Genomic DNA, 24,374 nt, shown 5'->3' on the forward strand with positions numbered 1-24,374 from the left:
TCCCATCCGTCGCGAGGAGGAAAGCGATGAGCGTTCAACGGCTCGACCTGCTGGTCGCCGCACTGCTGATAATTTTCGGTCTCTGGCTGATCTACACAGGCATCGGTTATGGCCTGATGCAGGGCACCACGCCCGGGGCCGGTCTCTTCCCCATCATCATCGGTTCGTCGATCGCCCTGCTCAGCGCAATAAATCTCTATCGGGCGCTTGGTGGGGTCGAGAAGCTTGGCCCGGGCATATCGGGCCGCGAGGCGGCAAAAGCCGGGGTCGTGATTGCGGCGCTGCTCATCGCTGTCTGGCTGACGCCGTATCTCGGCATGATGATCGCCACCATGCTGGCCATGGCAGCGATCAGCTTGGCTCTGCGGACCGAGCCGGGGCCGGTTTTCTTTGTCAAGCTTGCGGCGGTGTCGGTGATCACGCCGATCATCCTTCTGCTGCTGTTCCAAAATCTCCTGGGCGTGCCGACCCCCAGGGGACCGCTCGGCTTCTAGAGCAATTCCAGCAAAAGGGTGAAACGGTTTTCCGTCCGGAATTGCGTCAAAACAAAGAGATGTAGCGGTTCGGCGTTTCCGTGAAACGATGAACCGCTCTAATGGCCACCCAAGAGAGGTACCGCGATGGAAACGCTTGCGCTGCTGTGGGACGGAATTCTCGCCGCCACCGATCCGGCAATCTTCGCCTGCACCATACTGGGCGCTGTGGTCGGCTTGCTGATCGGTGCGCTCCCTGGCCTCGGACCGACCGCCGGTGTTGCGATCATGCTGCCGGTGGCGGCAGGCTTCGGCGGCGTCGCGGCAATCGCGTGCCTCGGTGGTGTCTACTATGGCTCGATGTTCGGCGGCGCCATCACGTCGATCCTGCTCGGCATTCCCGGCGACGCGCCTTCCGTGATGACGGTCATCGATGGCTATCCGATGGCCCAGAAAGGCGAGGCCGGGCGGGCGCTGGGGACGAGCGTCTTCGCCTCCTTCGTCGGCGGCCTTCTCGGCATAGCCGGGCTGGTGGCTCTTTCGGTTCCGGTATCTCGCTATGCACTCGCCTTTGGCCCGACCGAGATGACGGCGATGATGTGTTTTGCGCTTTCGCTGCTCAGCGTGTTGGGCGGCCGCAACGCCTTCAAGGGTTTCGTCGCGTTGGCGCTTGGCCTATGGCTGGGCATGGTGGGGCTCGATCCCATTTCCGCCTTGCCGCGCTATACCGGCGGGTCGATGAACCTGTTCGACGGGCTCGACTTCTCCATCGTCGCTGTCGGCCTGTTCGGGCTTACCGCAATCTTCACCTCCCTGGAGGCGAATGTGGACAAGCCGGTTGCCAAATACACTTTCGCCTCGCTGTTGCCGAGGATGAGCGATGCCGTTCAGACACGCTGGCAACTGCTGCAAGGGTCGGTGCTCGGCTTCTTCGTGGGCGTCCTCCCCGGCGTCGGCGCCTCGGCAGCGACCATGCTCTCTTACGCACTCGCCAAGCGCCTGTCGCCGACGCCCGAAAAATATGGCACCGGCATCGTCGAGGGCGTGGCAGCACCGGAGGCGGCCAACAATTCAGCGTCCTACGGCGCGATGATTCCGCTGTTCACGCTTGGCATCCCGGGCTCGGCGACCACGGCGGTGATGATGGGCGGGTTGATCATGATCGGCCTGCAGCCAGGCCCGCTGCTGTTCACCGAGAATCCGCAGTTTGTCTGGTCGGTGTTTGGCTCTTTCGCCATCGGCAACCTTGCACTTGTGTTCTTGACGCTGTTGCTGACTCCGCTACTGGCGGCGGCGCTTTTCGTTCCGACAGCCTATCTCTATCCAATCGTCATTGCGATCGTCGTCTACGGTGTCTTCGCCATCGACAATTCCACGTTCAATGTGATGCTGACCATCCTGGCAGGCGGTGCCGGAATCATCCTTGCCAGGCTCGACTATCCGGCCGTGCCGCTGATCCTCGGCCTGGTGCTAGGACCGCTGCTGGAGCGCAACATCCGCCGCACGCTGATCCAATCGCAGGGCGACTTGCTCGTCTTCGTTGAACGGCCCATTGCGCTGGGGCTGTTCATCGCCACGGTCCTCGTGCTCTCGATCCCACTTTTCCTCAAGCTGACCGGGCGCAAGAAGATCGCCGCGGACGAGGCTGAGGTCTGACAGGACTGCGGTATATGACATTTCAATATTGCATCGTTGGCGGCGGCATCGTCGGGCTTGCCACCGCCTCCGATATCCTGGCTCGCGATCCGGCGGCTCGCATCCTGGTCATCGAAAAGGAGGCCGGTTTCGGCGAGCACCAGACCGGCCACAACAGCGGCGTCATCCATGCCGGCATCTACTACGCCCCCGGCTCCTTGAAGGCTAAGCTCTGCCGCGAGGGGGCGAAGGCGACGAAAGCCTTCGCGCGAGACAACAACATTCCGTTCGAGGTGTGCGGCAAGCTGCTTGTCGGCACCAGCCCGGTCGAGATGGAGCGCATGGAAGCGCTGAAGCATCGCGCTTTGGAGAATGGCATTGGCTTCGAGGAGGTAAGCGCGGCGCGTCTGCGTGAGATCGAGCCAAACATCGCTGGCCTGGGCGCGTTGCTCGTGCCGTCGACCGGCATTATCAACTATAAGCTGATTTGCGACGCTCTGGCCGAGGGTCTCAAGGCGAATGGCGCCAAGCTGATGACCGGCACCCGCGTCAAAGGCATCTCTGAAGACGACACTGGCGTGGTGGTGACCACCGATCGTGGCGAAACGATCCGCGCCGAGCAGCTTGTTGCCTGCGCCGGGCTGCAGTCGGATCGGCTTGCGAGGCTTGCCGGGCTCAATCCCACCCACCAGATCGTGCCGTTCCGTGGCGAATATTACACATTGCCCGACGCGAAATCGACGATCGTCACGCACTTGATCTACCCGATCCCTGATCCGGATCTGCCGTTCCTCGGCATCCACCTGACACGCATGATCGACGGACGGGTGACAGTTGGGCCCAACGCCGTGCTGGGCTTTCATCGCGAAGGCTACAAAAAGGGCAGCATCGACCTGGGCGATGTCACCCAGATGCTCACCTTCGGCGGCTTCTGGAAAATGGCCCGCAAGAACCTCACGTCAGGGATCGACGAGTTCCGCAACTCGATTTTCCGCCGCGGCTACCTGGAGCAGTGCCGTAAATACTGCCCTTCGCTCGAACTCCCGGACCTTGGCCAACCAGGCGCCGGCATCCGTGCGCAGGCGGTTCTGGCCGATGGCACGCTGGTGCACGATTTCCTCTTCCTCGACAGCCCGCGCCAGTTGCATGTCTGCAACGCGCCGTCGCCCGCGGCGACGTCCGCCATGCCCATCGCGAAGATGATCGTCGATCGGATCGAGGAGCGGTCACAATGATCCGGGCCGATACAATCCATCGCCCCACGCGTATCCCGCGGCGGGGCCGCTCGGCATGCATCGTCACAGCCTTGCTCGCGGGTCCTTTCGAGCCAACCGTTCCAGTAGGTAGTCGACTTCGGATCGACCGGTCGGCGTCAGCGACGAGCGCGGGCTGCGCTGCACGTCCGAGGTTATGGCGCCGCGCCGCATCAGCACGTATTTGCGCACCGCGAGGCCAACCCCCTGTTGCTGCTCGAAACGGATCAACGGCAGGTGGGCATCGAAAAGATCGTGCGCTGCGTCGCGCTGGCCTTCGCGGTGCAGCCGATCGAGTTCGACCAGCATGTCCGGAAAGGCATAGCCCGTCATCGCGCCATCCGAACCGCGTTCCGGCTCGAAGTCGAGGAACAGTCCGCCATTGGCCGTCAGGATCGAGAATTTCCGCAGGTCGCCCGCGGCTTGGAGCTTGCGGATCGCCGAGATTTTCTCAAGTCCCGGCCAGTCCTCTGCCTTCAGCATGACGCAGGACGGATGTTCCTTCATTATGCGCGAGATCATCGGCACCGACAGGACCACCGATAGCGTCAGCGGATAATCCTGCAGGGCCCAGGGCACGTCCGGACCGATTGCTTCCACGCAGTGATGGAAATAGGCGGCGATCTGCTCGTCGCTGCGCAGGTGCGAGGCCGGAGCCAGCATCACGCCGGCTGCGCCGGCATCCGTCACCTCGCGCGCCAGCCTGCGCATGGCGGCAAAGCTCGGATTGGATATTCCAACCACGACAGGCACACGCGAGCGCGCGATCACGCGCCTTGCGATTGTCAGCGATTCCTCGGGCTCCAGTTTCTGGGCTTCGCCCAGAATGCCGAGGATTGTCATGCCGGTGGCGCCGGCATCCTGGTAGAACTCCGTCAGCCGGTCGACGGAGTCGTAGTCGACCGACATGTCCGCATTGAACGGTGTCGCCGCGATCGGGTAGACGCCCTTGGCATCGACGCCGAAGGTCATGTCTTCTTCGCAAAAGCGGCATAGCGCGCCTTCGTCTCCTCGTTCATCGGATAGAGACCGGGCAGCGGCACGCCACGATCGACCTCGGTCATGATCCAGGCTTCCATCGTCTCCTGCTCCGGCGCTTCGGCCAGCACCTGCTCGAGAAATGCCGCGGGGATTAGCACCGCGCCGTCATCGTCCACCACCACGATATCGTCAGGAAAGATCGCCACGCCGCCGCATGCGATCGGCTCCTGCCAGCCGACGAAGGTGAGACCGGCCACTGAAGGCGGCGCGGAAATGCCGTTGCACCATACGTTGAGGCCGGTACCGAGCACGCCCGCGGCGTCGCGCATCGCGCCGTCAGTGACCAATGCGGCGACATTGCGTTTGGCCATGCGCGCGCAGAGGATATCACCGAAAATACCGGCGTCGAGCACGCCCATCGCGTCAGCCACCGCCACGCAACCTTCGGGCATCGCCTCGATCGCCGCACGGGTCGAAATAGGCGAGGCCCAGCTTGCCGGGGTGGCGAGGTCTTCACGCGCCGGCACGAAGCGCAAAGTGAAGGCTGGCCCCACCACGCGCGGCTGGCCTGGACGGATAGGCTTGGTTCCACGCATCCAAACGTTGCGCAGGCCCTTCTTCAGGAGGACGGTGGTGAGGGTCGCGGTGGAGACGCCCTGCAGGGTCTTTACGACTTTCGAGTCGAGGGTCATCGGAGGACTCCTTAGATGCTTGGGATCAAGCCGCCGTCGATGCGAATGACGGAGCCGGTGATATAGGATGCGCGCGGGCTAGCCAGGAAGGTGACCGCATCGCCATATTCCTGCGGTCGGCCATAGCGCCCGACCGGAATGGACGCGGTGCTTTGAGCGGCTACTTCCTCGGCCGAGCGCCCCTCGCGCTTGGCTTTCTGTTCGTCGAGAAAGGTGATGCGTCCCGTGGCGATGCGCCCGGGCAGAACGATATTGGCGGTGATGCTGTCGCGGCCGACTTCGGCCGCCAGCGTCTTGGACCACCCGACCAATGCCATTCTGAGCGCGTTCGACATGCCGAGATTAGGGATCGGCGCGACCACGCCGGAGGACGTCGAGGTGATGATGCGGCCCCATTTGCGCTGGCGCATGCCGGGCAGCACCGCATCGGTGACGGCGATCACCGAACGCACCATGCTGTCGAAGAACTTCGACCAGTCCTGCGAAGACTGACCGGCTGCCGGCGTCGGCGGCGGGCCGCCTGTATTGTTCACCAGAATGTCGACCGGGCCGAAGGCCTTCTCGATCGAGGCCAGGCGTCCCTCGATCGACGACAGGTCGCCGATATCCCAGCCCATTGTCAGCGCCTCGTTGCCGGCGCCCTTGATGGCCGAGGTGGTGTTTTCCGCGGCCGCTTCGTCGATGTCGGCGACGACCACGCGCACGCCTTCGCCGGCCAGCGACCGCGCAATCGCCCCGCCCAACCCGCCGCCGGCTCCAAAGACGAGCGCGACCTTACCCTTCAGTTCGAGATCCACAGAAAACCCTCCAATTCAAGGCGGATTATCATCAACGGTGCACAGAAGAAAACATGGCTTGCCGTATAATTTGATGATAGTTTTTCTATCGATGGAATCACGCTTTCTCGAGACCTTCCTGCTCGTGGCCGAACTCGGTTCGCTGGCCGAGGCGGCCCGCCGCCTGGCAATCACGCCGGCCGCCGTGGCCCAGCGCATGCAGGCGCTGGAGGACGAATTCGGCAAACGGCTGCTGGTACGCGCAGGCCGCGTGGTGCAGCCCACCGATGCCGGCCATGCAATTCTGGAACAAAGCCGCAGAATCCTCGGCGACATCCGCCACCTGAAAACGCTTGCGCAGACCGATTCGCCATCAGGTGAGATGAGATTAGGCGCCATATCGACCGCGCTCACCGGCATCCTTGCGCCCGCCCTGCGGCACCTTGTCGACACGGTTCCTTCGGTCGGGGTCTTCGTTCTCCCTGGCACTTCCACTGATCTCTATCAGGCGCTCGGCGATGGAAGCATCGACGCGGCCATATTGGTGCGGCCGCCCTTTCCGATCCCAAAATCGTTGCATTGGAGCGTGCTTCGGACCGAGCCTATGATCCTGCTTGCGCCGAGCGTCCTTGCCACGCGCGATCCGGAACAGTTGCTCGCAACGCTGCCTTTCATCCGATATGACCGCAACAATTGGGGTGGCCGTCTGGCCGACGAGTGGCTGCGCCGCCAGAAGCTTCGACCCCGGGAGTGGCTGGAGTTGGATTCGCTGGAAGCCATAACGGTGATGGTCAGCAACGGTCTCGGCGTTTCCGTTCTGCCCGACTGGGCGCCGCCATGGCCAGAGGGGCTGTCGGTCACGCGCCTACCGCTGCCTGGCCCGCCGCTGGTGCGCGAGATCGGCATATTGTGGCCGCGCAGCGCGCCTTCAGGACGGCTGGTGCGCGTCCTTCTAGACGCCTTCGAGGCAGTCTCGTCAGGCGGGAAGAGGGCCGACGATGCTTGATCAGCCTGGCTGCAACCATGACTCCATCCGCGCCGGCGTGGCCAAGGAGGATCTTGGGGTGCGACGCCAATGAGCGAACCGAAACCACCGCTGGACGCAAATGCGGCCGCTTTGGCGCGAGTCAACCTCAAGCTGCTGCAAACTTTTATGCTGGTCGCCGAAAACCGCAGCTTCAAGGAGGCCGCCGACCGGGCACGTCGTTCGCAGTCCGCCATCAGCATGCAGATAAAGCAGCTCGAGGACCAACTCGGCGCCAAGCTGTTCAACCGCACCACGCGTGACGTCAAGCTCACGCCTGAAGGAAGCAAATTGTTTGCCAGCACGCAGCGCGGCCTGCAAGAGGTCGGCATCGGCTTGCGCAACGTCCAGGAGGCACTGGCCATCCGGCGCGGCCAGGTCGCGCTGGCCTGCGCGCCCACCATCGCCTCGACCCATCTGCCGCGCATACTCGCCGAGTTCGAACGCGACTATCCGGGAATCAAGATGCTTTTGTCGGAACTTAAGTCCGCCGACCTTTACCGGGTGATACAGGCCGAGGCCGTCGATTTCGGAATAGGCCCGATCTGCGGCGATCCGGACCTCGATTTCGAGCCGCTGCTCGACGATCCGCTGCACGCGCTGATCCCCACGCGGATGTGTCCGCACAATCGTCGCACCATCACGCTGGCGGAACTGTCCAACCTGCCCTTGCTACACTACCACACCACCACGCTGATGGGTGCGATGTTCGAGCGCGAGGCTGCCGCCCGCGGCATCGCGCTGAACGTGCGGCACCGCTGCATCCAGGCGGAGACACTCGTCGCGATGGCCGAGGCCGGCATCGGTGCGGCAATCCTCACCCAGTCGATCGTCCGTTTCGCGGAGCCGAACCAGTCGCGCGTCTACCAGATCGTCGAGCCCGAGCTCATTCACCGCTACGGCATCGTGCGCAAGCGCGGCAAGGAACTTTCGCCGGCCGCCGAACGGCTCGCGCAATTGATCCGGATGTCGCTGCGCCAGGCCTGAAGGCCGGCGCCATCAAGGCGACTTCAGATTTTCGGAATAATCGATAGGATTTTTGAATTTTTTCTGAAGTTCGGCTTCCGCTAGACAGTGGCTTCCCGGCACGGAACGTCGGGAAAGGAGGGAAGTCGTGCTTCAGGATGTTTATGTCCAACAGGACAACAATGTCGTCGAGACCAGGAGCAAGATCGCTCGTATCCAAGCGCACAAGCTCGCCAACATTCCGATCACGCCGCCGCCCTATCGCGACAAGCCGAACAAGGAAGGCGCACTGCTTCTCCAGGTCGAGACCAACGACGGCCTCATCGGTTGGGCGACCAGCGGCTACACCCACCACGTCGCCATCGACCTGATCAACAAATACATCGCGCCGACGATCATCGGAGAGAGCCCGATGCGCACCGAACGCATTCCCCTGCTGTTCGATCGCGCCAGCTTCGAGCGGCCGCTCGGCAGGACGCTGATCTCGGCGCTGGCGATGATCGACATCGCGCTATGGGACATCAAGGGCAAGATGCTCGGCCAGCCCGTGCATCACCTGCTGGGTGGCGCGCGCGACAAGGTGCCGGTCTATGTCACGCATGGCGCGGCCTATGACAACGCCCCCGTTTATTCGCCGGAGGAACTCGCCGCGGAGGCGGCCCACCTCGTCAAACTCGGCAACAACCATCTCAAGAACACTGTCGGCCGCCAGCCCATTCCCGATCCCAAGGATGACTACTTCCGCATGAAGGCGATGCGCGAGGCTGTCGGCCCGAATGTCAAGCTCGCGATGGACGGCAATCTGCGCATGAATCTGGCCCAGGCAGCGGAACTGTGCAAGCGATGCGAGGAACTCGACATCAGCTTCGTCGAGGAGCCGCTTTACTACAACGACCCGAGGCTGCTGCGCGAGCTGCGCTCGAAAACGACCATCCCGGTCGCTGCCGCAGAGAATGAGAAGTTCTCCGCGCGCGACCTGATCCTGGCCGACGCAGTCGACTACATACAGCCCAATGTCAACAATGACGGCGGCTACTCAGCAGCGATCCGCACCGCCGCCCTTGCCAAGATGTTCCATATCCCGCTCTCGCACGGCAACGGCAATGGCCCGCATAACATCGCGCTGCATGCCGGGATTTCGAACGGCGGACTGGTCGAATACCACTTCCACAAGTGGATGGCCTACAACGCAATCTTCAAGAGCGTCCCACAACCCGAGGATGGCTATCTGCGTGTGTCGCAGGAGCCGGGGCTGGGGCTTGAGCCGAAGGATGGCCTGATCAAGGAGTTCGCGGTGCAAATGTAGCGCGGCCAGGCGTCGGCTTAATAAGGTAGATTGGCCCAACGCGGCCGGCGAGCGAAGTTTGCTGCCTGTCCCGCCATCTGCCCTTCCCTGTCGATGACCATGGAATGGGAATCCCAGCCTTTCGCGCAAAACGGGATCTGACTCATATGTGGGAACGTATAGGACCCCGCCCGATTGCAACAGGTTAGCTGAATCCGGTTGATGGTCACAACTGCTGACGTATATCCGGCTTCTTGATGCGGCTAGATGTTCAGCGCCGTGAGCCTCGATGGGTTTTTGCCCGCATCCATCTCAACGGCCCAGACATCGACATCGCCGAAGCCGTGCCGGGTCCACACAAGGTTCGGGACACGGCGGGGCGAGGAACGTCTCAATTTGGGCCGTAAGCTGACAGACAGGTTTGGAGGCTCGAATTAGTCGGAAGCGGACCTTCAGGCACTCTGCGTGCGTCGTCGCGAGCTGACCCCATTCCGGTCATTCCCAGAGCATTTCGGCGTCTCCAAAGCGGACACTCAGCCAAGCCGGCGCTGATGACCTAAGCGGACATCTTGTCGAGACAGCATTCCGTTCAGAACTCGTGGATGGAAGGACCGGCGCGTTGCCATTCCGAGTAGCACCGCCATCCTCTAGTTATGGCCATAACACGGTCGCGCACACTCGCGTCCGAAGCAGGACTAGAATAGGGTGAAGGCAAAGCCGCTTCGACCGACCAGGGAAGGCGCACGGCACGTATGGACCGACGGCTTACGGCAATACTTGCTGCCGACGTGGTTGGCTACAGCCGCCTCATGGGCGAGGACGAGGTAGGCACGCTCGAGGGACTGAAGAGCTGCCGTCGCGAACTGATCGACCCCGAGATCAAGAAGCACCACGGCCGCATGATCAAGCTCATGGGCGACGGCGCGCTCGTCGAGTTCGCCAGCGTCGTCGATGCCGTCCAGTGTGCTGCTGTAATCCAGCGCCGGATGGCCGACCGCAACAAGGGTATCGCCGAAGCCCGGCAGCTCCGGTTTCGCATCGGCGTCAATCTCGGCGACGTCATCGTCGAGGGCGACGACATCTATGGAGATGGCGTGAATATCGCGGCGCGCCTGGAAGCGATCGCAGAGCCCGGCGGAATTTGCATCTCCGGCACGGCGTTCGATCACGCAGCGCACAAAGTGGATGTCGGCTTTGCGGATCTCGGAGGGCAGCGCCTCAAGAATATCGCCGATCCGGTTCGCGCCTATCGGGTTCTGCTCGATCCCGGAGACGCGGGGAAGATCTTAGCGGCGCCACGCCGGCCAGGTTCGCCCATCATGATTTTGGCAGGAGTAGCAGCGCTGCTCATCGTCTTGCTTGCAGGCATTTTTGCATGGCAATGGCAAAAGCTCTCCGCGCTCGAAAAGCCATCCATTGCAGTACTGCCGTTTACGAACCTGAGCGGCGATCCTGGCCAGGACTATTTTGCCGACGGCATCACCGAAGATTTGATCACCGACCTTGCGAAGCTTTCCGGGCTCGATGTGATCGCCCGTAACTCCGTCTTTGCCTACAAAGGACAACCCCTCGTTTTGGCAGATGTTGGGCGTGACCTTGGCGTGCAATTTGTCGTTGACGGCAGCGTGAGGCGGACCGGCGATCAAATCCGCCTCAACGCGCAACTCATCGATATCGCCACTGGCGACAATCTATGGGCTAATCGGTTCAATCGCGGCATCGCGGACGTGTTTGCAGTCCAGGACGAGATGAGCCGGGAAATCGCCAAGGCGCTCGGCGTCCAAGCTTCGGTAGCCGAGAGCGAGCGAATGGCACGCCCGCCGACTGCAAATCTCGAAGCCTATGATACCTACCTCCGTGCGGAGCGGGAGGCGCGCACCGGTCGAGGCGACGGATTGCGCGAGGCGCTTGCGCTGTATGAGAAGGCGCAGAAGCTCGACCCCACCTTCGCCGAGGCCTTCGCCGCCGACGCACGGCTGAGTGTCTATCTTTGGCGCACTGCCTCCGATGATATCATTCAGAGCGCGCTTGCGCGAAAGAGAGCATATGAGAAGGCAAGCCGTGCTTTGGAGCTCGATTCGGAGTTTTCATCGCCCTACGCCGTTCTCGGGATTATGCAGGTCATGGATCGCCGCTATGAAGATGCGATCGCCTCGGCGGAGCGTGCTGTCGCATTAGGCTCCGGAGACGCTGCGACGCAAATTGCCGTTGGTTATATCCAGCTGTTCGCCGGCAACCATAACAAAGCGGCATTGGCGGTCGAGACGGCATTGAAGCTTGATCCCAATCTGGCTCCGATAGACCGGGAGGTTGTCGGGGTTGTCTTGCTTTTGCTCGGGGACACCAGGAAAGCCATTGAGACTCTCGAGCGCGCTCGCGACGATGCTCCAGAGGCGGGCAGCCTTAGGATTCTGCTCGCAGCGGCCTATTCCCGCGCCGGCCGCACAGAGGACGCCAAAGCGGCGATTGCGGACGGCCTCCGGCTTGTGACGAAGACCGAATCCTTGGCTCGACTGCGGTCGTTGGACGCGTTTCGGAATCACTATGCCCATCTTCGCAACGCTGAGGATTTGGCGCCGATCATCGACGCCCTACGCCTGGCAGGACTTCCCGAATGGCCGTTCGGCTTCACCGCCGATGAACAGGACCGGTTGAACGGCGCGGAAATCGCATCTCTTGTTGTTGGCAAGACCTTGAAAGGCAACATCGAACCCGACGGGCTTCCAGCCATTATGCAGATAGAACAGGACGGCACGGCAGTCTTCCGCACGATGACACGAATGCTCACCGAGAGGGTCTACGTCGATCGCGACCTCTTATGTGAGCATAGCGAAAATATGTTTGGGCGCCCCATCTGTGGTCCCGTCTACAGACGCAGGGACGCTGCCGGCAACGGGTATTCTTATGTCAATGCAGGTATGGTGTTTCACTTCGTGACAGTGAATTGAGCTCGCAAGACTCAGGGGTTATTGATCAAGTTCCAATCCGGCTCATCGACTGCCAACTTTGCTTCGACGACCGGCCATTTTGCATCGCCCTTCGGAACAAGATCATCGGCATTGTCCGCAAAGGCGGCCGCGTTTCCTTCGTCGTAGATCAGGTAGAGCTTGCCATCGATGATCTTGAACGCTTCCGGATCGACATTGACGGTGACGGATTCATGGAGTGCGACCTCGCCCGCGCAGTAACCACCGTATTGAGGAGCGTATTTGGCAGGTTCGCTCATGAACATTTCCTTGTGTTCCTTGCTGGCGAAATGCCACGGCGTGCCAAGCCACTCATAGGAGAAATCTTCGGAACCCTTCACGGCCTTGCCATCGGTGAAATAAGCGACCGTGTCGTAGCCCATGATCGCCACTCCGCCGAAGTAGCCGGTATTCACCGAGTCGGCGAAGGCAGAGCCTGCACCGGCCATCAAGGTGAGCGCACATACGACTGCCGACGCCGAATTGGGAACCAGTCTGATCGATATGTTCATCTGCGTTCTCCGTTCAATCGTGGATAGCTTCGCACTTCGCAGCGTTCGCTTCGCCAAGGACTTTCGCCTGGCACGTCGCGCCATGCCGTTTGAATAGTTTTATGATGTCGGTATTGCCCTTCCAGAACGCGCGGGTAATCGGCATGTAGCCATGACCCTCGGCATGGTTCACATCCGCACCTTGCGCAATGAGGAATTCTGCCAGTTCGACATGGTTTTCCTCACCCGCTATCACCAAGGGTGTGACCCCAGACTTGTTAGCCGAGTCTTCGAGCACCGCCCCCTGTTCGAGCAACAGCTTGGCGATTGGGAGGCTTCCAGAAAAGGCAGCCGCGTGGAGGGGGGTAAACCCACCGGAATTGCGCGCCATCACGTCGGCGCCCTTGCTCAGCAGGAATTCCGCAATGGGAAGCTGATCGTCGAGAGCAGCAGCGATGAGGAGCGTTGCCTGGTCGCGTGCGCGGCTGTCGACGTCGGCACCGCCTGCCAAGGCTTGCTCCACGGCACTCTTGTCGCCGGCAGCGATGGAGTCGAACAACGGCTCACCTGCGACTACTCTTGTAGCCGCCAATACCAGCATAGTAAGTGCCAGCAGTCCGCGCATCGTGTAGAATAGCATATTAGCTTCGAGTCATACAAGCTGCATTGGGCTCATCGGGGCAGATGCCGGCGGACAGCGCGGCCGGATGTCCGCTTTAAGCTCCACCAGGGAAGTCGCCCCGGGTCACGGCGGAAGGTTCCACCCGCGACCGCAGGCTGTGTCAAATGCCACCTCGATAAATAGGGCAGCCGGTGGCTTGGCCATGTCGCCTTCGCGCCATATCCCGCTATTCCAGCCTTCCCCTCACCGCTCCATCGGGCTGATCTCCGCATCGACCAGGCACCAGGTCGCGTAGCGGAAATCGCGGATCTGGACGACCCGCTCGTCCCGCCATTCGACCAGCATGAAGCCGCGCACGGCGCCATCCGGCTCCTGCGGGTTGCGGATCAGGATCGCCGGCCTGCCGTCGACGAAGCCCAGCGACAGCGCCCAGTCGGTCACGCGGTCGTAATTGCCGAAATAGGTCGACACTTCGGCCTTGCCGCGCAGGCGGAGGCGGTTGACGACTTCGAGCTGGATATCTTCGGCGATCAGCGCCCTGACCGCGTCGAAGTCGCGCGCGTTGAACAGATCGACATAGCGGCGCAGCCGCCGCTCGTCGTCGGCGTCGAGCCTCGGCGCGGCGACCTGCTCCGGCTCGGCTGCAAGCAAGCGCAGCTGCGCCCGCCCGCGATGCAGCGCCGCCTTGGTCGCGGCCAGCGTCGCGCCGGTCACCTCGCAGGTCTCGTGCAGCGAAAGGCCAAGCACGTCGACCAGGATCACGGCGCCGCGCTGCGCCACCGAAAGCTGCATGAAGCTGCGCAGGCCGGCCGCCGCGGCGAGCCGCGCGTCGGCGCTGCCGGAGGGATCCTCGATCGTGGTCATGTCGGCCTCGGTGATGCGCGACCTTTCCCGATGGCGCCGGCGCAAATGGTCCTGCGCGGCATTGTGGGCGATACGAAACAGCCATTGCTGCGGCCGCTCGACCGTCATGCTGCCGTCGAGCGCCTGCAGCGCCTTCAGCAGCGTCTCCTGCACGATGTCCTCGCCGTCGATCACCGAGCCGGCCATGCGGGCGCAATAGCGATGCAGCCTCGGCCGGAGCTCGGAGAGCATCGCCTCCAGCGCCGGCCGATCGAGTTTTTGTGGGATCATGGCGTCCATTCTATCCGGCTTTGCCGCCCTCGAGCACATGATAGTTGCCGATGATTTTGGCCGGCGATCGCTTGACCGGCGTCGAACGCCGCTCCGCATGGTTTTGCGTGAACGCCTCGAACGCCGCAAGCCCGGTCAGCACGGATGTGTCATTTCCCTCGCCGACAACGTGGATGAACTCGCCGTCGTCCAGTTCGAGCACGAGATAGCGCACGCTCTGCGGCGCCGTCTCATCCAGCGCCTCGAACACCTTTGCCACCAGCGCGCGGTTCTCTTCAAGCCCGGTGTCTTTCACGCTGTAGCGAATGAGTTTGTAGCCCATGGTTCGTCTCCTGATTGGTTGACCTGAGCAGAAGACGTTTCGCGTTCCCGAAAAGATTCTCGGCTCGGCATGAATCTTTTCGGCCGCCCGGATCGTCTTCCACCTGTGAACCGCTACGCAGCACCATCAAGGAGCAGGAGAGACGACCATGCACATCCAGTTTGCTGAACTGCCGGTGTTCGACCAGGACCGCGCCAAGGCGTTCTACATCAGGCATCTCGCCTGCCAGGTCGCGGCCGACGAGAAGATGGGCGATAGCGGCTGGCGCTGGATCGAGCTGACATTTCCCGGCGCTGTCACCAACCTGCATTTCGTGAGGCGCGCCGACGACACGGCAGGCGCGGAGCCCGTGCTGGTGCTGGTCGACGAGAATGTCGAGGCCACGATCGCCGCTTTGAAGGCTGGCGGCGTCGAGATCATCACCGAACCGCAGGAGGCGCCCTGGCAGCCAGGCCGCACGGTGGCGGAATTTCGCGACAGCGAGGGCAACCGCATGGTGGTCGCCAGCCAATAAGCGACCGGCCGGAGAGCGAGCCTCTGAATTCTGACGCGGCCATTTGGACGGCTGGAGAGGGTGGTGAGTGGACGATGGCCTGTCATTCTGCAGCAACCCGACCAGGGCGCTGTCCTTCGTGATACTCGCGCCACGCCTGTCGCAGGATTTGCACTGAAGACGTGAGGAAGATGCCTGCCATCAGCGCCGCCACCGCCAGATCGGGCCATGCCGTCGATGTGCCCCAGACACCCAATGCCGCCGCCATAACCACAACGTTTCCGATCGCATCATTGCGGGAGCAAAGCCAGACCGATCGCACATTCGCGTCGCCGTCCTTGTAGGGTCGGAGCAGGAGCACGGAACCAAGGTTTGCCGCTAGCGCAAGAAAGCCGATCGCACCCATTACTTCAGCGCTCGGAAGTCCAAGGACAAGTGTCTGATAGACGGTGGAGCCAAAGACCCAGACAGCCATAACGGAAAGCGAGAGGCCCTTGAACAGGGCGGCCGTCGCTCGTGTGCGTAGGCTTGCCCCGATCACGGCGAGACTCAACCCGTAGGTGATGGTATCGGCGAAAAAATCTAATGCATCCGCCTTCAACGCCTGCGAGCCCGCAAGCTGACCGGCCACCATCTCCGTCAGGAACATCGCCCCATTGATGCCGATGACTGTCCAGAGCATGCGCTTGTAGCGCGGGTCCATACCGTCAAAGATTGGCACGCCCCCAGAGCAGCAAGCCTCTTCGACCTCGTGGCGAACGGCGGTCGTGCTCACTGGAAAGACCAACGGCGTCGGGGCGCAGGAAGCGTTCGTTTCGTGATTGCAGCAATGGTCAGCCATGCGGTGCCTCCTTTTGTGCAGGCACCGTAGTCCCTATAGTGACTAGAGGTTCAAGAGGCTTTTTCATGGATTTTTCGATTGGCGAACTCGCGCGGCGCACCGAAGTGAAGGTGCCGACCATCCGCTACTATGAACAGATCGGCCTGTTGCCGCCGCCGCCTCGCACCGAAGGGCAGCAAAGGCGCTATGGCAAAAACGCCACGGCGCGACTCGCCTTCATCAAGCATGCGCGTGAACTTGGCTTCGATATCGAGGCAATCCGCGCGCTTCTGTCGCTGCAGGACAACCCAGATCAATCTTGCAGTGTTGCCGACAGGATCGCAAAAGCACGCCTTGCTGAAGTCGAGGAACGCATTGCCAGCCTCAACGCTCTACGAACGGAATTGCAGCGGATGGTCGAGGAATGCGCCTCTGGCCGGGTGGCTGAATGCCGCGTCATCGAGACTTTGGCCGACAGTAGTCACGGGCATGGCCGCTTAGTTGAGACCTGATTGAGTAGTGCAGTCTGCAAAGGGTCGATTCCGGCCGGTAGATGCCCCAGCCAGGGCGTCGAGGCGGCGTCAGATCGCGCGGATGATGCCACCGTCGACGCGAATGTTCTGACCGGTAATGTATCCGGCCCCTTCGGAAGCGAGGAAGGCAATCGTCGCGGCGATTTCGTCGCTGGTGCCATATCGCTGCATCGGCACGCTGTCGCGGCGCTCCTCGGTGGCGGGAAGGCTGTCGATCCAGCCGGGAAGGACGTTGTTCATGCGAACGTTGTCGGCGGCGTATGTGTTGGCGAAGATCTTGGTGTAAGCGGCAAGCCCGGCCCGGAACACGGCCGAGGTCGGGAACATCGGGCTCGGTTCGACAATCCATGCCGTCGAGATGTTGATGATGGCGCCGGCTTTCTGCTTGACCATGTGCGGCGCGACGATACGCGTCGGCCGAATGACGTTCATCAGGTAGATGTCGAGGCCGGTGTGCCATTGGTCGTCGGTGATTTCGAGGATCGGCGCACGTGGCCCATGACCTCCGCTATTGACCAGGACATCGATGCGACCCCAGCGATCGAGCGTGAGATCCACGAGACGTTGCAGATCGTCGTTCGACTGGTTGGAGCCGGTCACGCCAAGCCCGCCAAGCTCCGTGGCCAACGCCTCGCCCTTGCCGGATGAGGACAGGATGGCGACCTTGAAGCCATCCCCCGCCAGACGCTTTGCGGCCGCAGCGCCCATGCCGCTGCCACCGGCAACGACAACAGCTACTTTTTCTACACTCATCGTATCTTCCTTCTCGGGTGACAGGGATCTGAAAGCGATGTCTTCGAGGCTGAAGTAGTGATATAACCGGTTCTCCCGGCTGGTTCGAACCAGAAAGTCTGAAATCAACCTGTAGAAAAACTCCTGGATGCCCGAAGCCTTCCATAGCTTGCCGGCGCTCAATGCGCTTCGCGCCTTCGAAGCGTCCGCGCGCCATCTCAACTTCCGCATCGCAGCCGAAGAGCTGAACGTGACGCAGGGTGCTGTGGCGCAGCATATCCGCGGGCTGGAGGCCGATCTGGGGGTAAAGCTGTTCGAGCGACTGCCGCGCGGCCTCGCGCTCACGAGTGAGGGTCGCGCCTACGTGCCGAACATTCGCCGTGCCTTCGACCTGATCTCGGAGGCAACCCTGCTGCTGCTGCTGCGGCCCGAGCCGGCCCGGCTGACGATCAGCGTAACCCCGAGCTTTGCCACCAAGTGGCTGATCCCGAAACTGCCGGAGTTCGTGGCGCAAAACCCGCTTGTCGACCTGCGAATCCTGGTCAGCGAAAGCCTGTCGAGCTTCCAGGCCGACGGCGTCGACATCGCGGTCAGGCAAGGTCGCCCGCCCTTCGGCGCCGGCCTTCTCGTCGATCTCTTGTTTCCGCAACAGATCATCGCCGTGTGCTGCCCCTCCTTGCTGCCTGCTGGCGCGAGCGAAATCGCGCCGGCAGAAATCAAGGATCATGTGCTGCTCCACGATGCGCACAATCTGTGGCCGGAATTCATGGAAAAGGCCGTCGGCCTGAAGATGACGACGCAGCTAAGACGCATACGCTTCAATCAGACCGCCCTCGCGATAGAAGCTGCCGTCGCGGGCCAGGGCATCGCGCTTGCCAGCCGCTTTCTCGTCGCGGCCGATCTCGCCGCCGGCCGGCTGGTCCAGCCTCTCGGTGTGGAGATGCGCGGCACGCAGGATTTCTACGTCGTGGTTCCACGCAAGCAGCGACACCCCGAGCCGACGCAAGCCGTTCGGCAATGGCTGCTGAACGAGGGCGATGAGACACGGCTGTCGTCGTGAACACCAAGCCCCGATGTTCGAGAGACGCGCCTGACACGGCTCGCCCATGCCGAACCTCAGGTCTAAACGTCATGGCGCCGACAATCCTGCGTCGAACCGGCTGCGCGCCCGACATCGTGGCGCGGAGACATCACATGATCCGGAAAAGTTCCATCAAACAAGGAGATAGAGACCTATCTTGATCCTATTGTGCGGATCAAGCGCCTTGACACCTGAGCACGATCAGGAACCGGACATGATCTGCCAGACGGCAACGCCCGCAAGCGCTAGCCCGGCAACGCCTTCGAGGATTCGGGAAATGGTTTCGAGTGGCTTGCCGGCGAAGAAATCCACCAGACGTTTCCGAAACAGGATCGACAACACCGCGACGCAGGACAGCGTCAGCGCCACACCGACCATCATGGTGATCGCGAAGAGAATGCCGGCACCGGGAATGCCCCTGGACATCGCGAAGGTCATCACGAAAAGCGTCAGCGGGCACGGGATCAGACCTGCCATAACGCCGACCGCCTCGCCCTCATGCTTATGGTGACGGCCGTGGCTCAAAGCGCGCCAGAGCATCCAGACACCGATCAGGCCGAGCAGCCCACGACTGATATCCTCCAAAAGCGGAGCGCGGCCGACACTGCCCAAGGCGATGGAAACCAGTGGCAGCGAGAGGACCGCAATCAGAACGGCAATCATCACATGCGTGAACGACAGCGTGATCGATACGAGAAGGCCGCGCGGAACCTTTACATCCGAACCGGCAAGATATGTCGCCAGCACGGCCTTGCTATGACCCGGCGTCAGCGCATGGGCGGCGCCGAAGACGATGCCCATCGGTAGGAAAGACATGAACGCCAGCCAGTCGCCTCCCACCGAGAGCAGTTTGATCTGCTCGCCGACCGCCAGATAGATCGTTCGTTGGAACTCGATAAGGATTTGGAACATCAGCCGAGGGTAACAGAAACGAGCCGGTCGGAGCGACCGTTAGTGCCTGTGTTCGCTGTGACCATGCTCATGGGGATGATCCGCATCCGCTCTCGCCAATCTTATGTTGGCCGCCGCAAGCGCCGGCATGTGCTCGAACAGCTCGTCTTCCAGCGCCGTCGTGATCTTTCTCGCTTCGGAGACCGGCAGGCTTTCGTCGACGGCGATGGCAATGTCGGCGTGCAGCTTATGACCGATCCATCGCGCCCTGGCGTCGACGATGCGCACTCCCGGCACGTGCGCGGCAGCATGGTGGATTTCGCTGATGACATCAGGCTCTATGCCGTCGAGCATGCGGGTCAGCACCGAGCGGGCCGACTGCCAGACGATACCGAAGATCGCAAGTGTGATCAGCAGGCCGACGATCGGGTCGGCCAGCGGAAAACCGAGCCAGACGCCGAGCGCCCCGAACACCACGGCAAGGCTGGTCAGGCCGTCGGTGCGGGCATGATAGCCGTCGGCGATCAGCGCGGCACTGTTGATTTCCCGGCCGACGCGGATGCGGAACACCGCAACGGCCTCATTGCCGAGAAAGCCGACAATGCCTGCCGCCGTCAGCCACCCAAGATGCGTCACCACGCGTGGATTTATCAAACGATCGATGGCCTGATAACCAGCGACGATGGCGCTGAACAGGATGATCCCGACGATGATGATCCCGGCCAGGTCCTCGACCCGGCCAAGGCCGTAGGGGAAGGTCGGCGACGGCTTGCGCCGGGCCAGTATGAACGCGATCCACAGCGGAATGGCGGTGGTGGCGTCGCCGATGTTGTGGATCGTGTCGGCCAGCAGCGCTACGCTGCCCGACAGCACCACCACGACCATCTGCATCGCCGCCGTGATTGCCAGGATGACGAACGACCATTTTATCGCCCAGATGCCCCGGTCCGTCGTCGTGATGGTCGCATCGATGACCCCGTGGGTGTGACCGTGCGAGCCGTGGCCGCCATGACCATGCGCCGCGTGATCGCGCGCCCCGAACCCAAACCAGTCGAGAATGCGCGCGCCGAGGCTGTTCACAGGTATTTGACTGCTCACAGGTATTTCGCCAGTTGCTTGAGTTCCGCCAGCGAGTTGCCGCCCGCTTCCGCGGTGCCCGTTTCCGCAGTATCGCTCAGGCAATGCTCGATATGATCGTGGATCAGTTCGCGCTTTGCGCTGCTGATGGCGCTTTCCACGGCATGAAGCTGCTGCGCCAGATCAACGCAAGGACGATGCGCCTCGAACATGGCCAGCACCGCCGCAAGGTGGCCTTGCGCGCGCTTCAGACGCTTCACGATATCGGGATGCGAACGGTGGATGCCTTCGGACATGCCTGCGTTCCTATCCTCCCCAGGGGGATACGGTCAATCTTTTTGCCGGTGAGGCTTCCCACTGATCGAAGAAAACCACCGGCCCGTCCAGCGACCTGCCACCCTCTTGCGGTTAGCCTGTCGGACCGGCCGGCCCGTATTATTTCGTGACCATGTCGCGCTGGAACCTTCCCTCGCACCACGCGTTCGGGGCGCTGTATTCGCCGTGCCTCATATTTAGGCAAACTTGGCGACGGGCGAATATCGGTGGGGAGGCAAGAGCATGGGTTGGGGAGGAGCATGTTGTCATGTCGAACCGAGAAATTGGAACGTCCCACACATTGGGGCTGCGCGTCGCTGATCTCAAAGCCAGGATGCAGAGCGCCCGGATTACCGAGCACGAGATGAAAACCTTTCAGAAGGTCGCCGCCGTCATGGGAGGAAGTGAAGGCTCCCTACGCCTCGATGCCGACGACCTGATTGCCGCGTCTTTCGTTGTCGAGATGCTGGACGACCCCAGGGCGAATTGACGATCGTGGCACCCCTGGCGATCAGCCAGGCACCACGTCAATCGCCAACCTCGAAAAAGAAGCGCCGTCGGCGAAGCATCTCCCCCTCGATTGGGGAGATGCCAAGTTTTGGCAAAGAGGGCAGGACAGAGGGGGCGCTGTCCCGCCAACCTTGCCATGATGTCCGGAGGCGCTCTTTCGCAACGAAGGCACGGCAGGCACTCATCGCCCCCAGCCGGGAAAGCGGTCTGGGCGCAGCCATTGCTGCGTCGGGTTGCCATCGCCGGAAAGCACCGCGTCCACCAGCCAGCGCGCCGTCGCCGGCGCGGCATGCATGCCGATCGAACCCATGCCGCCATGCACGAACAGGCCTTCGATGGCAGTCTTGCCGGCAACCGGCAGACCGTCGGAGAGCATCGGCCGGTTGCCGGGATAGACGTTGCTCACCCGCGGCGAGCCAAGACCGGGCAGCATGCGCAGCGTGCGGCTGGCGATCCGGCTCGCCATATCGGTGTTGCGAACCAAGTCGCGAAAAGCCGGCTGGACCGATGCGCCGAGCCGCGCATCGCCGCCACGCATCGGATTGAGGCAGATGGCCTCGACGGCCGGCTGGTCGTCCCGCTGTTCGGCGACGTCGGCAAGGCCGGCGAGGCTCATCCGCTTTCCCAGTTCCTCCTGGTCCGGCCATGTCAGTTCCTCGACGATCCACGGCAGCTCGAAGTCGAGCTTGCCCAACTGGATCAGCCAGCCGCGGCCGGCTGTGAACGGCAGGCTAGGCAGCGGCCCGTCGCCGACGGTTCGCCGCAGCAGGTCCGACATCCACAGCCCGTTGGCGATGAAGACGAGATCGGCTGATATGATCCCCTGATCCGTCAGCACGCCCTGGACCTTGCCGCCCTTCGAGAAAATCTGGGCGACGCGAAGCCCTGTCCGGATCGCGGCACCGGCCTCGCGGGCAGCGTGGGCGAAGGCATGCGTCGCCCCCATCGGCTCCAGCGTCCAGGCGCGGCCGACGCTATAGCCGCCCGCCACCTTGAAGCCGATGCGCGGATGGTCCCGCGCGAGCTCCGCGCCGGTGACCTTCTCCATGGCGACACCGGCGGCCCGGTAGCGATCGGCGACAGTGCCGGCCGCCTCGAAGCTGGCCTCGTCTTCCGAGATGAGCAGGTGACCTATCGCCGAGAACTCGAAGGGCACCGCTCCTTGAGAAAGCTCCTCATAGATCGCCGTGCAGGCATCGAGCATCTCGACCACTTGCGTCTGCGGGCCGCTGAGCAAGGTGCCGGTGTTGCGTCCCGACGATTCGGCGGCAATCACGGCCTGTTCGAGAACGACCGTTTTGACGCCTCTGGACGCCAACTCCCAGGCCAGCGTGCAACCGGCGATGCCACCGCCGATGACGACGGCGTCGACCGGTCTGTTATAGGAGCCCGGTTGCTTGGCTGAGCGGCCCGATGCGAGCGACATGGAGTTTCCCCCTGCGGATATATGGGATATCTGGATACTCGTATACGAGTATCCAGATATCCAGACAAGCTGCTTTCTGTTAGGCAGGGTCCAAGTGACAAGGAGAATCGAGTGAGCGGACTTGGCGAGGGCTTGATGCAGAAACCGCTGACGGTGGCCGAGCAGGTGGCGAATGTGCTGCGCGAATCGATCGCCGACGGCAGTCTGGCGGCCGGCACGCCACTGCGTCAGGACGATCTTGCCGAGCGCTTCGGCTTCAGCCGCATGCCGGTTCGCGATGCGCTTCGCCAGCTCGAAGCCGAAGGCATCGTTTCGATCCATCCGACCAAGGGCGCGCATGTCGCCAGGATGGACGCTGCCGAGATCCGGGAGATCTTTGCGGTCCGCGCATTGCTCGAAAGCGAAGCGCTGCGGCTCTCGGTGCCGAACCTCGGCAAGGAGAAGCTCGACGAGGCCGGCTATGTGCTCAACCAGATCGACGCCGAGCCGAATGTCGGCCGCTGGGGAACGCTGAACCGTGCCTTTCACCTGGCCCTTTACAGCGCCTGCGGCAACGCCCGTCTTCTTGGCCTCATCGAAGCCCACCACAATGCGGCCGATCGCTACGTTCGCGTTCTCCTGTCCAACCTCAACTATCGCAGCCGCTCGCAGACTGAGCACCGCGATCTGTTGACGACCTGCCGCCACCGCGATGCCGAGGCAGCCGTCCGCGTCTTGCGAAAGCACCTCAGCGAAGGCATGGAAACGCTTGCCAAGGCTGGAGATGGGCTGGCGGGAAAGTCCTGACCTTTGCCGCAACGACCACGCAAGACCATGACGCCACGATCGAACATCGGCCGGCCACGCCCCTCGCCTGGCGCCAGTCGTCCCCGAGCGAGTCCACCCGGCGTCAGCCTTTGCCGTGCGCTGTCGAAACTCGGCCTGTGCTCGCGCAAGCAGGCCGAGATCCTGGTCGCCGAAGGGCGCGTCCGGGTCGCCGGCAAGATCGTGCGCAACGGCTCGATGCGCGTCGATCCCGGCCGCGACCGCATCGAGGTCGACGGCAGCCGCGTCGTCGCCGAGCGCAAGGTCTATCTGATGATCAACAAGCCGCGCGGCCTGGTCACCACCCGCGACGACCCGCAGGACCGCGGCACCGTCTATGATTGCCTGGCAGAACTCGACCTGCCCTTCGTGTCGCCGGTCGGCCGTCTCGACAAGGCCAGCGAGGGCCTGCTTTTGATGACCAACGACACGCGCTTTGCCCAGCGCCTGCTCGACCCCGCCTCGCACGTCGCCAAGATCTATCACGTGCAGATCGGCGCCCTGCCCGACGAGGCCATGCTGGCGCGGCTGCGCGCCGGCGCCACGGTCGATGGCGAGGATTTGACGGCGCGGTCGATCGAAATCCTGCGCAGCGGCAGCAGCACCGCCTGGCTCGAAATCACCCTCGACGAGGGCCGCAACCGCCACATCCGCCGGCTGCTCGGCGCCTATGACGTGGAAGTGCTTCGCCTCGTGCGGGTGGCGATCGGTCCATTGCAGCTCGGCGACCTTGCCAAGGGCAAGGCACGCCACCTCACCGCCGAAGAGCTGGCGCTGCTTCAGGGCTGAGCGAAGACGCCTCGCTCTCCCTTCTCCCCTTGTGGGAGAAGGTGGCCGAGCGAAGCTCGGTCGGATGAGGGGTGTTCCAGCTTGGCACCAACAGCGATCCTTCCAACACCCCTCTTCCGTCTTGGCGCTACGCGCCAATCCACCTTCTCCCACAAGGAGGGCTTTGCACGGGGAGCGAAGTGGAGTTCGGTGGTCAGTGGGGGCCTTTTTGAAGGCCGGCAGAGCGGTTTTCCGCGGCCCTTGCGAGGCCTTTGTCGGTTTAGGCAGCCATCCTGCCGGATTG

Annotated in this window: 25 protein-coding genes and 1 pseudogene; 13 read left to right on the forward strand and 13 right to left on the reverse strand. The window is 62.5% G+C overall.

Annotation, left to right across the window (positions count from 1 at the left end; translation table 11 throughout):
• The first annotated feature begins 26 nt into the window (after positions 1 to 26).
• The 3 genes from EOC94_RS23215 to lhgO all read left to right on the forward strand — a co-directional run bounded on the left by EOC94_RS23215 (position 27) and on the right by lhgO (position 3,343).
• Positions 27 to 494: a tripartite tricarboxylate transporter TctB family protein gene (locus EOC94_RS23215; protein WP_127293718.1), complete on the forward strand. Its 468-nt coding sequence runs from the start codon at positions 27 to 29 to the stop codon at positions 492 to 494.
• A gap of 126 nt (positions 495 to 620) precedes the next feature.
• Complete coding sequence (locus EOC94_RS23220) at positions 621 to 2,129, forward strand: tripartite tricarboxylate transporter permease (RefSeq protein WP_127293720.1); 1,509 nt, start codon at positions 621 to 623, stop codon at positions 2,127 to 2,129.
• Between the two features lie 14 nt (positions 2,130 to 2,143).
• A complete protein-coding gene (gene lhgO, locus EOC94_RS23225; protein WP_127293722.1) occupies positions 2,144 to 3,343 on the forward strand; it encodes an L-2-hydroxyglutarate oxidase in 1,200 nt (399 codons plus the stop codon).
• Between the two features lie 63 nt (positions 3,344 to 3,406).
• On the opposite strand, the gene EOC94_RS23230 is transcribed toward lhgO, so the two are convergent.
• The 3 genes from EOC94_RS23230 to EOC94_RS23240 are packed head-to-tail and all read right to left on the reverse strand — an operon-like array spanning position 3,407 to position 5,831.
• Positions 3,407 to 4,333, reverse strand: a complete 927-nt coding sequence (locus tag EOC94_RS23230; RefSeq protein WP_127293724.1) for a dihydrodipicolinate synthase family protein — start codon at positions 4,331 to 4,333, stop codon at positions 3,407 to 3,409.
• A complete protein-coding gene (locus EOC94_RS23235) occupies positions 4,330 to 5,034 on the reverse strand; it encodes a ribonuclease activity regulator RraA (RefSeq protein WP_127293726.1) in 705 nt (234 codons plus the stop codon). Before EOC94_RS23235 ends, EOC94_RS23230 begins: the two co-directional genes overlap by 4 nt.
• 11 nt (positions 5,035 to 5,045) lie before the next feature.
• Positions 5,046 to 5,831, reverse strand: coding sequence for an SDR family oxidoreductase (locus tag EOC94_RS23240; protein ID WP_127293728.1), 786 nt, complete (start codon positions 5,829 to 5,831; stop codon positions 5,046 to 5,048).
• A 91-nt stretch (positions 5,832 to 5,922) separates the two neighbouring features.
• Between EOC94_RS23240 and EOC94_RS23245 the strand changes: the two genes are divergently transcribed.
• The 4 genes from EOC94_RS23245 (at position 5,923) to EOC94_RS23260 (ending at position 12,033) form a co-directional block, all read left to right on the forward strand.
• The gene (locus EOC94_RS23245) at positions 5,923 to 6,816 is read left to right on the forward strand and encodes a LysR family transcriptional regulator (protein WP_127293730.1); all 894 of its coding nucleotides are present in this window, start codon (positions 5,923 to 5,925) and stop codon (positions 6,814 to 6,816) included.
• 69 nt (positions 6,817 to 6,885) lie between these two features.
• Positions 6,886 to 7,821 (forward strand): LysR family transcriptional regulator, encoded by a 936-nt coding sequence (locus EOC94_RS23250; protein WP_127293732.1) that lies wholly within the window; start codon positions 6,886 to 6,888, stop codon positions 7,819 to 7,821.
• Between the two features lie 127 nt (positions 7,822 to 7,948).
• On the forward strand, positions 7,949 to 9,106 hold the full coding sequence (locus EOC94_RS23255) for a mandelate racemase/muconate lactonizing enzyme family protein (protein ID WP_127293734.1): 1,158 nt from the start codon (positions 7,949 to 7,951) through the stop codon (positions 9,104 to 9,106).
• Between the two features lie 731 nt (positions 9,107 to 9,837).
• Positions 9,838 to 12,033, forward strand: a complete 2,196-nt coding sequence (locus EOC94_RS23260) for an adenylate/guanylate cyclase domain-containing protein (RefSeq protein WP_127293736.1) — start codon at positions 9,838 to 9,840, stop codon at positions 12,031 to 12,033.
• An 11-nt stretch (positions 12,034 to 12,044) separates the two neighbouring features.
• Here the strand turns inward: EOC94_RS23260 and EOC94_RS23265 are convergent, their stop codons facing one another.
• From EOC94_RS23265 to EOC94_RS23280, 4 genes are all read right to left on the reverse strand, one after another.
• Positions 12,045 to 12,563 (reverse strand): YHS domain-containing (seleno)protein, encoded by a 519-nt coding sequence (locus EOC94_RS23265; RefSeq protein ID WP_127204159.1) that lies wholly within the window; start codon positions 12,561 to 12,563, stop codon positions 12,045 to 12,047.
• A gap of 13 nt (positions 12,564 to 12,576) precedes the next feature.
• Complete coding sequence (locus tag EOC94_RS23270; protein WP_127293766.1) at positions 12,577 to 13,167, reverse strand: ankyrin repeat domain-containing protein; 591 nt, start codon at positions 13,165 to 13,167, stop codon at positions 12,577 to 12,579.
• Positions 13,168 to 13,407: 240 nt separating this feature from the next.
• Positions 13,408 to 14,298 (reverse strand): sigma-70 family RNA polymerase sigma factor, encoded by an 891-nt coding sequence (locus tag EOC94_RS23275; protein ID WP_185928314.1) that lies wholly within the window; start codon positions 14,296 to 14,298, stop codon positions 13,408 to 13,410.
• Between the two features lie 10 nt (positions 14,299 to 14,308).
• A complete protein-coding gene (locus EOC94_RS23280; RefSeq protein WP_245465634.1) occupies positions 14,309 to 14,620 on the reverse strand; it encodes a hypothetical protein in 312 nt (103 codons plus the stop codon).
• 148 nt (positions 14,621 to 14,768) lie between these two features.
• Between EOC94_RS23280 and EOC94_RS23285 the strand changes: the two genes are divergently transcribed.
• Positions 14,769 to 15,134, forward strand: coding sequence for a VOC family protein (locus tag EOC94_RS23285; protein ID WP_127293740.1), 366 nt, complete (start codon positions 14,769 to 14,771; stop codon positions 15,132 to 15,134).
• A gap of 82 nt (positions 15,135 to 15,216) precedes the next feature.
• Here EOC94_RS23285 and EOC94_RS23290 read toward each other — a convergent pair whose 3' ends face one another.
• Entirely contained in the window at positions 15,217 to 15,954 is a 738-nt protein-coding gene (locus EOC94_RS23290; RefSeq protein ID WP_127293742.1) for a cation transporter, read from the reverse strand.
• Positions 15,955 to 16,019: 65 nt separating this feature from the next.
• Between EOC94_RS23290 and EOC94_RS23295 the strand changes: the two genes are divergently transcribed.
• Positions 16,020 to 16,445: a helix-turn-helix domain-containing protein gene (locus tag EOC94_RS23295; protein ID WP_127293744.1), complete on the forward strand. Its 426-nt coding sequence runs from the start codon at positions 16,020 to 16,022 to the stop codon at positions 16,443 to 16,445.
• Between the two features lie 69 nt (positions 16,446 to 16,514).
• Here the strand turns inward: EOC94_RS23295 and EOC94_RS23300 are convergent, their stop codons facing one another.
• The gene (locus EOC94_RS23300; RefSeq protein WP_127293746.1) at positions 16,515 to 17,219 is read right to left on the reverse strand and encodes an SDR family oxidoreductase; all 705 of its coding nucleotides are present in this window, start codon (positions 17,217 to 17,219) and stop codon (positions 16,515 to 16,517) included.
• 127 nt (positions 17,220 to 17,346) lie between these two features.
• On the opposite strand from EOC94_RS23300, the gene gcvA reads away from it, so the two are divergent.
• Entirely contained in the window at positions 17,347 to 18,258 is a 912-nt protein-coding gene (gene gcvA / locus EOC94_RS23305) for a transcriptional regulator GcvA (RefSeq protein ID WP_127293748.1), read from the forward strand.
• Positions 18,259 to 18,480: 222 nt separating this feature from the next.
• Here gcvA and EOC94_RS23310 read toward each other — a convergent pair whose 3' ends face one another.
• From EOC94_RS23310 to EOC94_RS23320, 3 genes and pseudogenes are all read right to left on the reverse strand, one after another.
• On the reverse strand, positions 18,481 to 19,191 hold the full coding sequence (locus EOC94_RS23310; RefSeq protein WP_126105624.1) for a sulfite exporter TauE/SafE family protein: 711 nt from the start codon (positions 19,189 to 19,191) through the stop codon (positions 18,481 to 18,483).
• Between the two features lie 99 nt (positions 19,192 to 19,290).
• Positions 19,291 to 20,229 (reverse strand): annotated as a pseudogene (locus EOC94_RS23315) (cation diffusion facilitator family transporter); the annotation flags it as partial.
• A gap of 35 nt (positions 20,230 to 20,264) precedes the next feature.
• Positions 20,265 to 20,543, reverse strand: a complete 279-nt coding sequence (locus EOC94_RS23320; RefSeq protein WP_095482843.1) for a metal-sensing transcriptional repressor — start codon at positions 20,541 to 20,543, stop codon at positions 20,265 to 20,267.
• A 287-nt stretch (positions 20,544 to 20,830) separates the two neighbouring features.
• On the opposite strand from EOC94_RS23320, the gene EOC94_RS23325 reads away from it, so the two are divergent.
• Positions 20,831 to 21,052, forward strand: coding sequence for a hypothetical protein (locus tag EOC94_RS23325; RefSeq protein WP_095482866.1), 222 nt, complete (start codon positions 20,831 to 20,833; stop codon positions 21,050 to 21,052).
• Positions 21,053 to 21,253: 201 nt separating this feature from the next.
• Here the strand turns inward: EOC94_RS23325 and EOC94_RS23330 are convergent, their stop codons facing one another.
• On the reverse strand, positions 21,254 to 22,498 hold the full coding sequence (locus tag EOC94_RS23330) for an FAD-dependent oxidoreductase (protein ID WP_127293750.1): 1,245 nt from the start codon (positions 22,496 to 22,498) through the stop codon (positions 21,254 to 21,256).
• A 135-nt stretch (positions 22,499 to 22,633) separates the two neighbouring features.
• On the opposite strand from EOC94_RS23330, the gene EOC94_RS23335 reads away from it, so the two are divergent.
• Complete coding sequence (locus EOC94_RS23335; RefSeq protein ID WP_127293770.1) at positions 22,634 to 23,284, forward strand: GntR family transcriptional regulator; 651 nt, start codon at positions 22,634 to 22,636, stop codon at positions 23,282 to 23,284.
• 27 nt (positions 23,285 to 23,311) lie between these two features.
• Complete coding sequence (locus tag EOC94_RS23340; protein ID WP_127293752.1) at positions 23,312 to 24,091, forward strand: pseudouridine synthase; 780 nt, start codon at positions 23,312 to 23,314, stop codon at positions 24,089 to 24,091.
• Positions 24,092 to 24,374: the final 283 nt, after the last annotated feature.

It is taken from the genome of Mesorhizobium sp. M6A.T.Ce.TU.016.01.1.1 (genome assembly GCF_003997065.1).
Taxonomy (GTDB): domain Bacteria; phylum Pseudomonadota; class Alphaproteobacteria; order Rhizobiales; family Rhizobiaceae; genus Mesorhizobium; species Mesorhizobium mediterraneum.

Bases quoted from the DNA above. Each gene is read 5' to 3' on its own strand.
- EOC94_RS23215 (WP_127293718.1), top strand. From the start codon at position 27: ATGAGCGTTCAACGGCTCGACCTGCTGGTCGCCGCACTGCTGATAATT.
- EOC94_RS23295 (WP_127293744.1), top strand. From the start codon at position 16,020: ATGGATTTTTCGATTGGCGAACTCGCGCGGCGCACCGAAGTGAAGGTG.
- EOC94_RS23235 (WP_127293726.1), bottom strand. From the start codon at position 5,034: ATGACCCTCGACTCGAAAGTCGTAAAGACCCTGCAGGGCGTCTCCACC.
- EOC94_RS23325 (WP_095482866.1), top strand. From the start codon at position 20,831: ATGTCGAACCGAGAAATTGGAACGTCCCACACATTGGGGCTGCGCGTC.
- EOC94_RS23320 (WP_095482843.1), bottom strand. From the start codon at position 20,543: ATGTCCGAAGGCATCCACCGTTCGCATCCCGATATCGTGAAGCGTCTG.
- EOC94_RS23280 (WP_245465634.1), bottom strand. From the start codon at position 14,620: ATGGGCTACAAACTCATTCGCTACAGCGTGAAAGACACCGGGCTTGAA.
- EOC94_RS23260 (WP_127293736.1), top strand. From the start codon at position 9,838: ATGGACCGACGGCTTACGGCAATACTTGCTGCCGACGTGGTTGGCTAC.
- EOC94_RS23270 (WP_127293766.1), bottom strand. From the start codon at position 13,167: ATGCGCGGACTGCTGGCACTTACTATGCTGGTATTGGCGGCTACAAGA.
- EOC94_RS23230 (WP_127293724.1), bottom strand. From the start codon at position 4,333: ATGACCTTCGGCGTCGATGCCAAGGGCGTCTACCCGATCGCGGCGACA.
- lhgO (WP_127293722.1), top strand. From the start codon at position 2,144: ATGACATTTCAATATTGCATCGTTGGCGGCGGCATCGTCGGGCTTGCC.
- EOC94_RS23335 (WP_127293770.1), top strand. From the start codon at position 22,634: ATGCAGAAACCGCTGACGGTGGCCGAGCAGGTGGCGAATGTGCTGCGC.
- EOC94_RS23245 (WP_127293730.1), top strand. From the start codon at position 5,923: ATGGAATCACGCTTTCTCGAGACCTTCCTGCTCGTGGCCGAACTCGGT.
- EOC94_RS23250 (WP_127293732.1), top strand. From the start codon at position 6,886: ATGAGCGAACCGAAACCACCGCTGGACGCAAATGCGGCCGCTTTGGCG.
- EOC94_RS23300 (WP_127293746.1), bottom strand. From the start codon at position 17,219: ATGAGTGTAGAAAAAGTAGCTGTTGTCGTTGCCGGTGGCAGCGGCATG.
- EOC94_RS23220 (WP_127293720.1), top strand. From the start codon at position 621: ATGGAAACGCTTGCGCTGCTGTGGGACGGAATTCTCGCCGCCACCGAT.
- gcvA (WP_127293748.1), top strand. From the start codon at position 17,347: ATGCCCGAAGCCTTCCATAGCTTGCCGGCGCTCAATGCGCTTCGCGCC.
- EOC94_RS23265 (WP_127204159.1), bottom strand. From the start codon at position 12,563: ATGAACATATCGATCAGACTGGTTCCCAATTCGGCGTCGGCAGTCGTA.
- EOC94_RS23275 (WP_185928314.1), bottom strand. From the start codon at position 14,298: ATGATCCCACAAAAACTCGATCGGCCGGCGCTGGAGGCGATGCTCTCC.
- EOC94_RS23340 (WP_127293752.1), top strand. From the start codon at position 23,312: ATGACGCCACGATCGAACATCGGCCGGCCACGCCCCTCGCCTGGCGCC.
- EOC94_RS23290 (WP_127293742.1), bottom strand. From the start codon at position 15,954: ATGGCTGACCATTGCTGCAATCACGAAACGAACGCTTCCTGCGCCCCG.
- EOC94_RS23310 (WP_126105624.1), bottom strand. From the start codon at position 19,191: ATGTTCCAAATCCTTATCGAGTTCCAACGAACGATCTATCTGGCGGTC.
- EOC94_RS23330 (WP_127293750.1), bottom strand. From the start codon at position 22,498: ATGTCGCTCGCATCGGGCCGCTCAGCCAAGCAACCGGGCTCCTATAAC.
- EOC94_RS23285 (WP_127293740.1), top strand. From the start codon at position 14,769: ATGCACATCCAGTTTGCTGAACTGCCGGTGTTCGACCAGGACCGCGCC.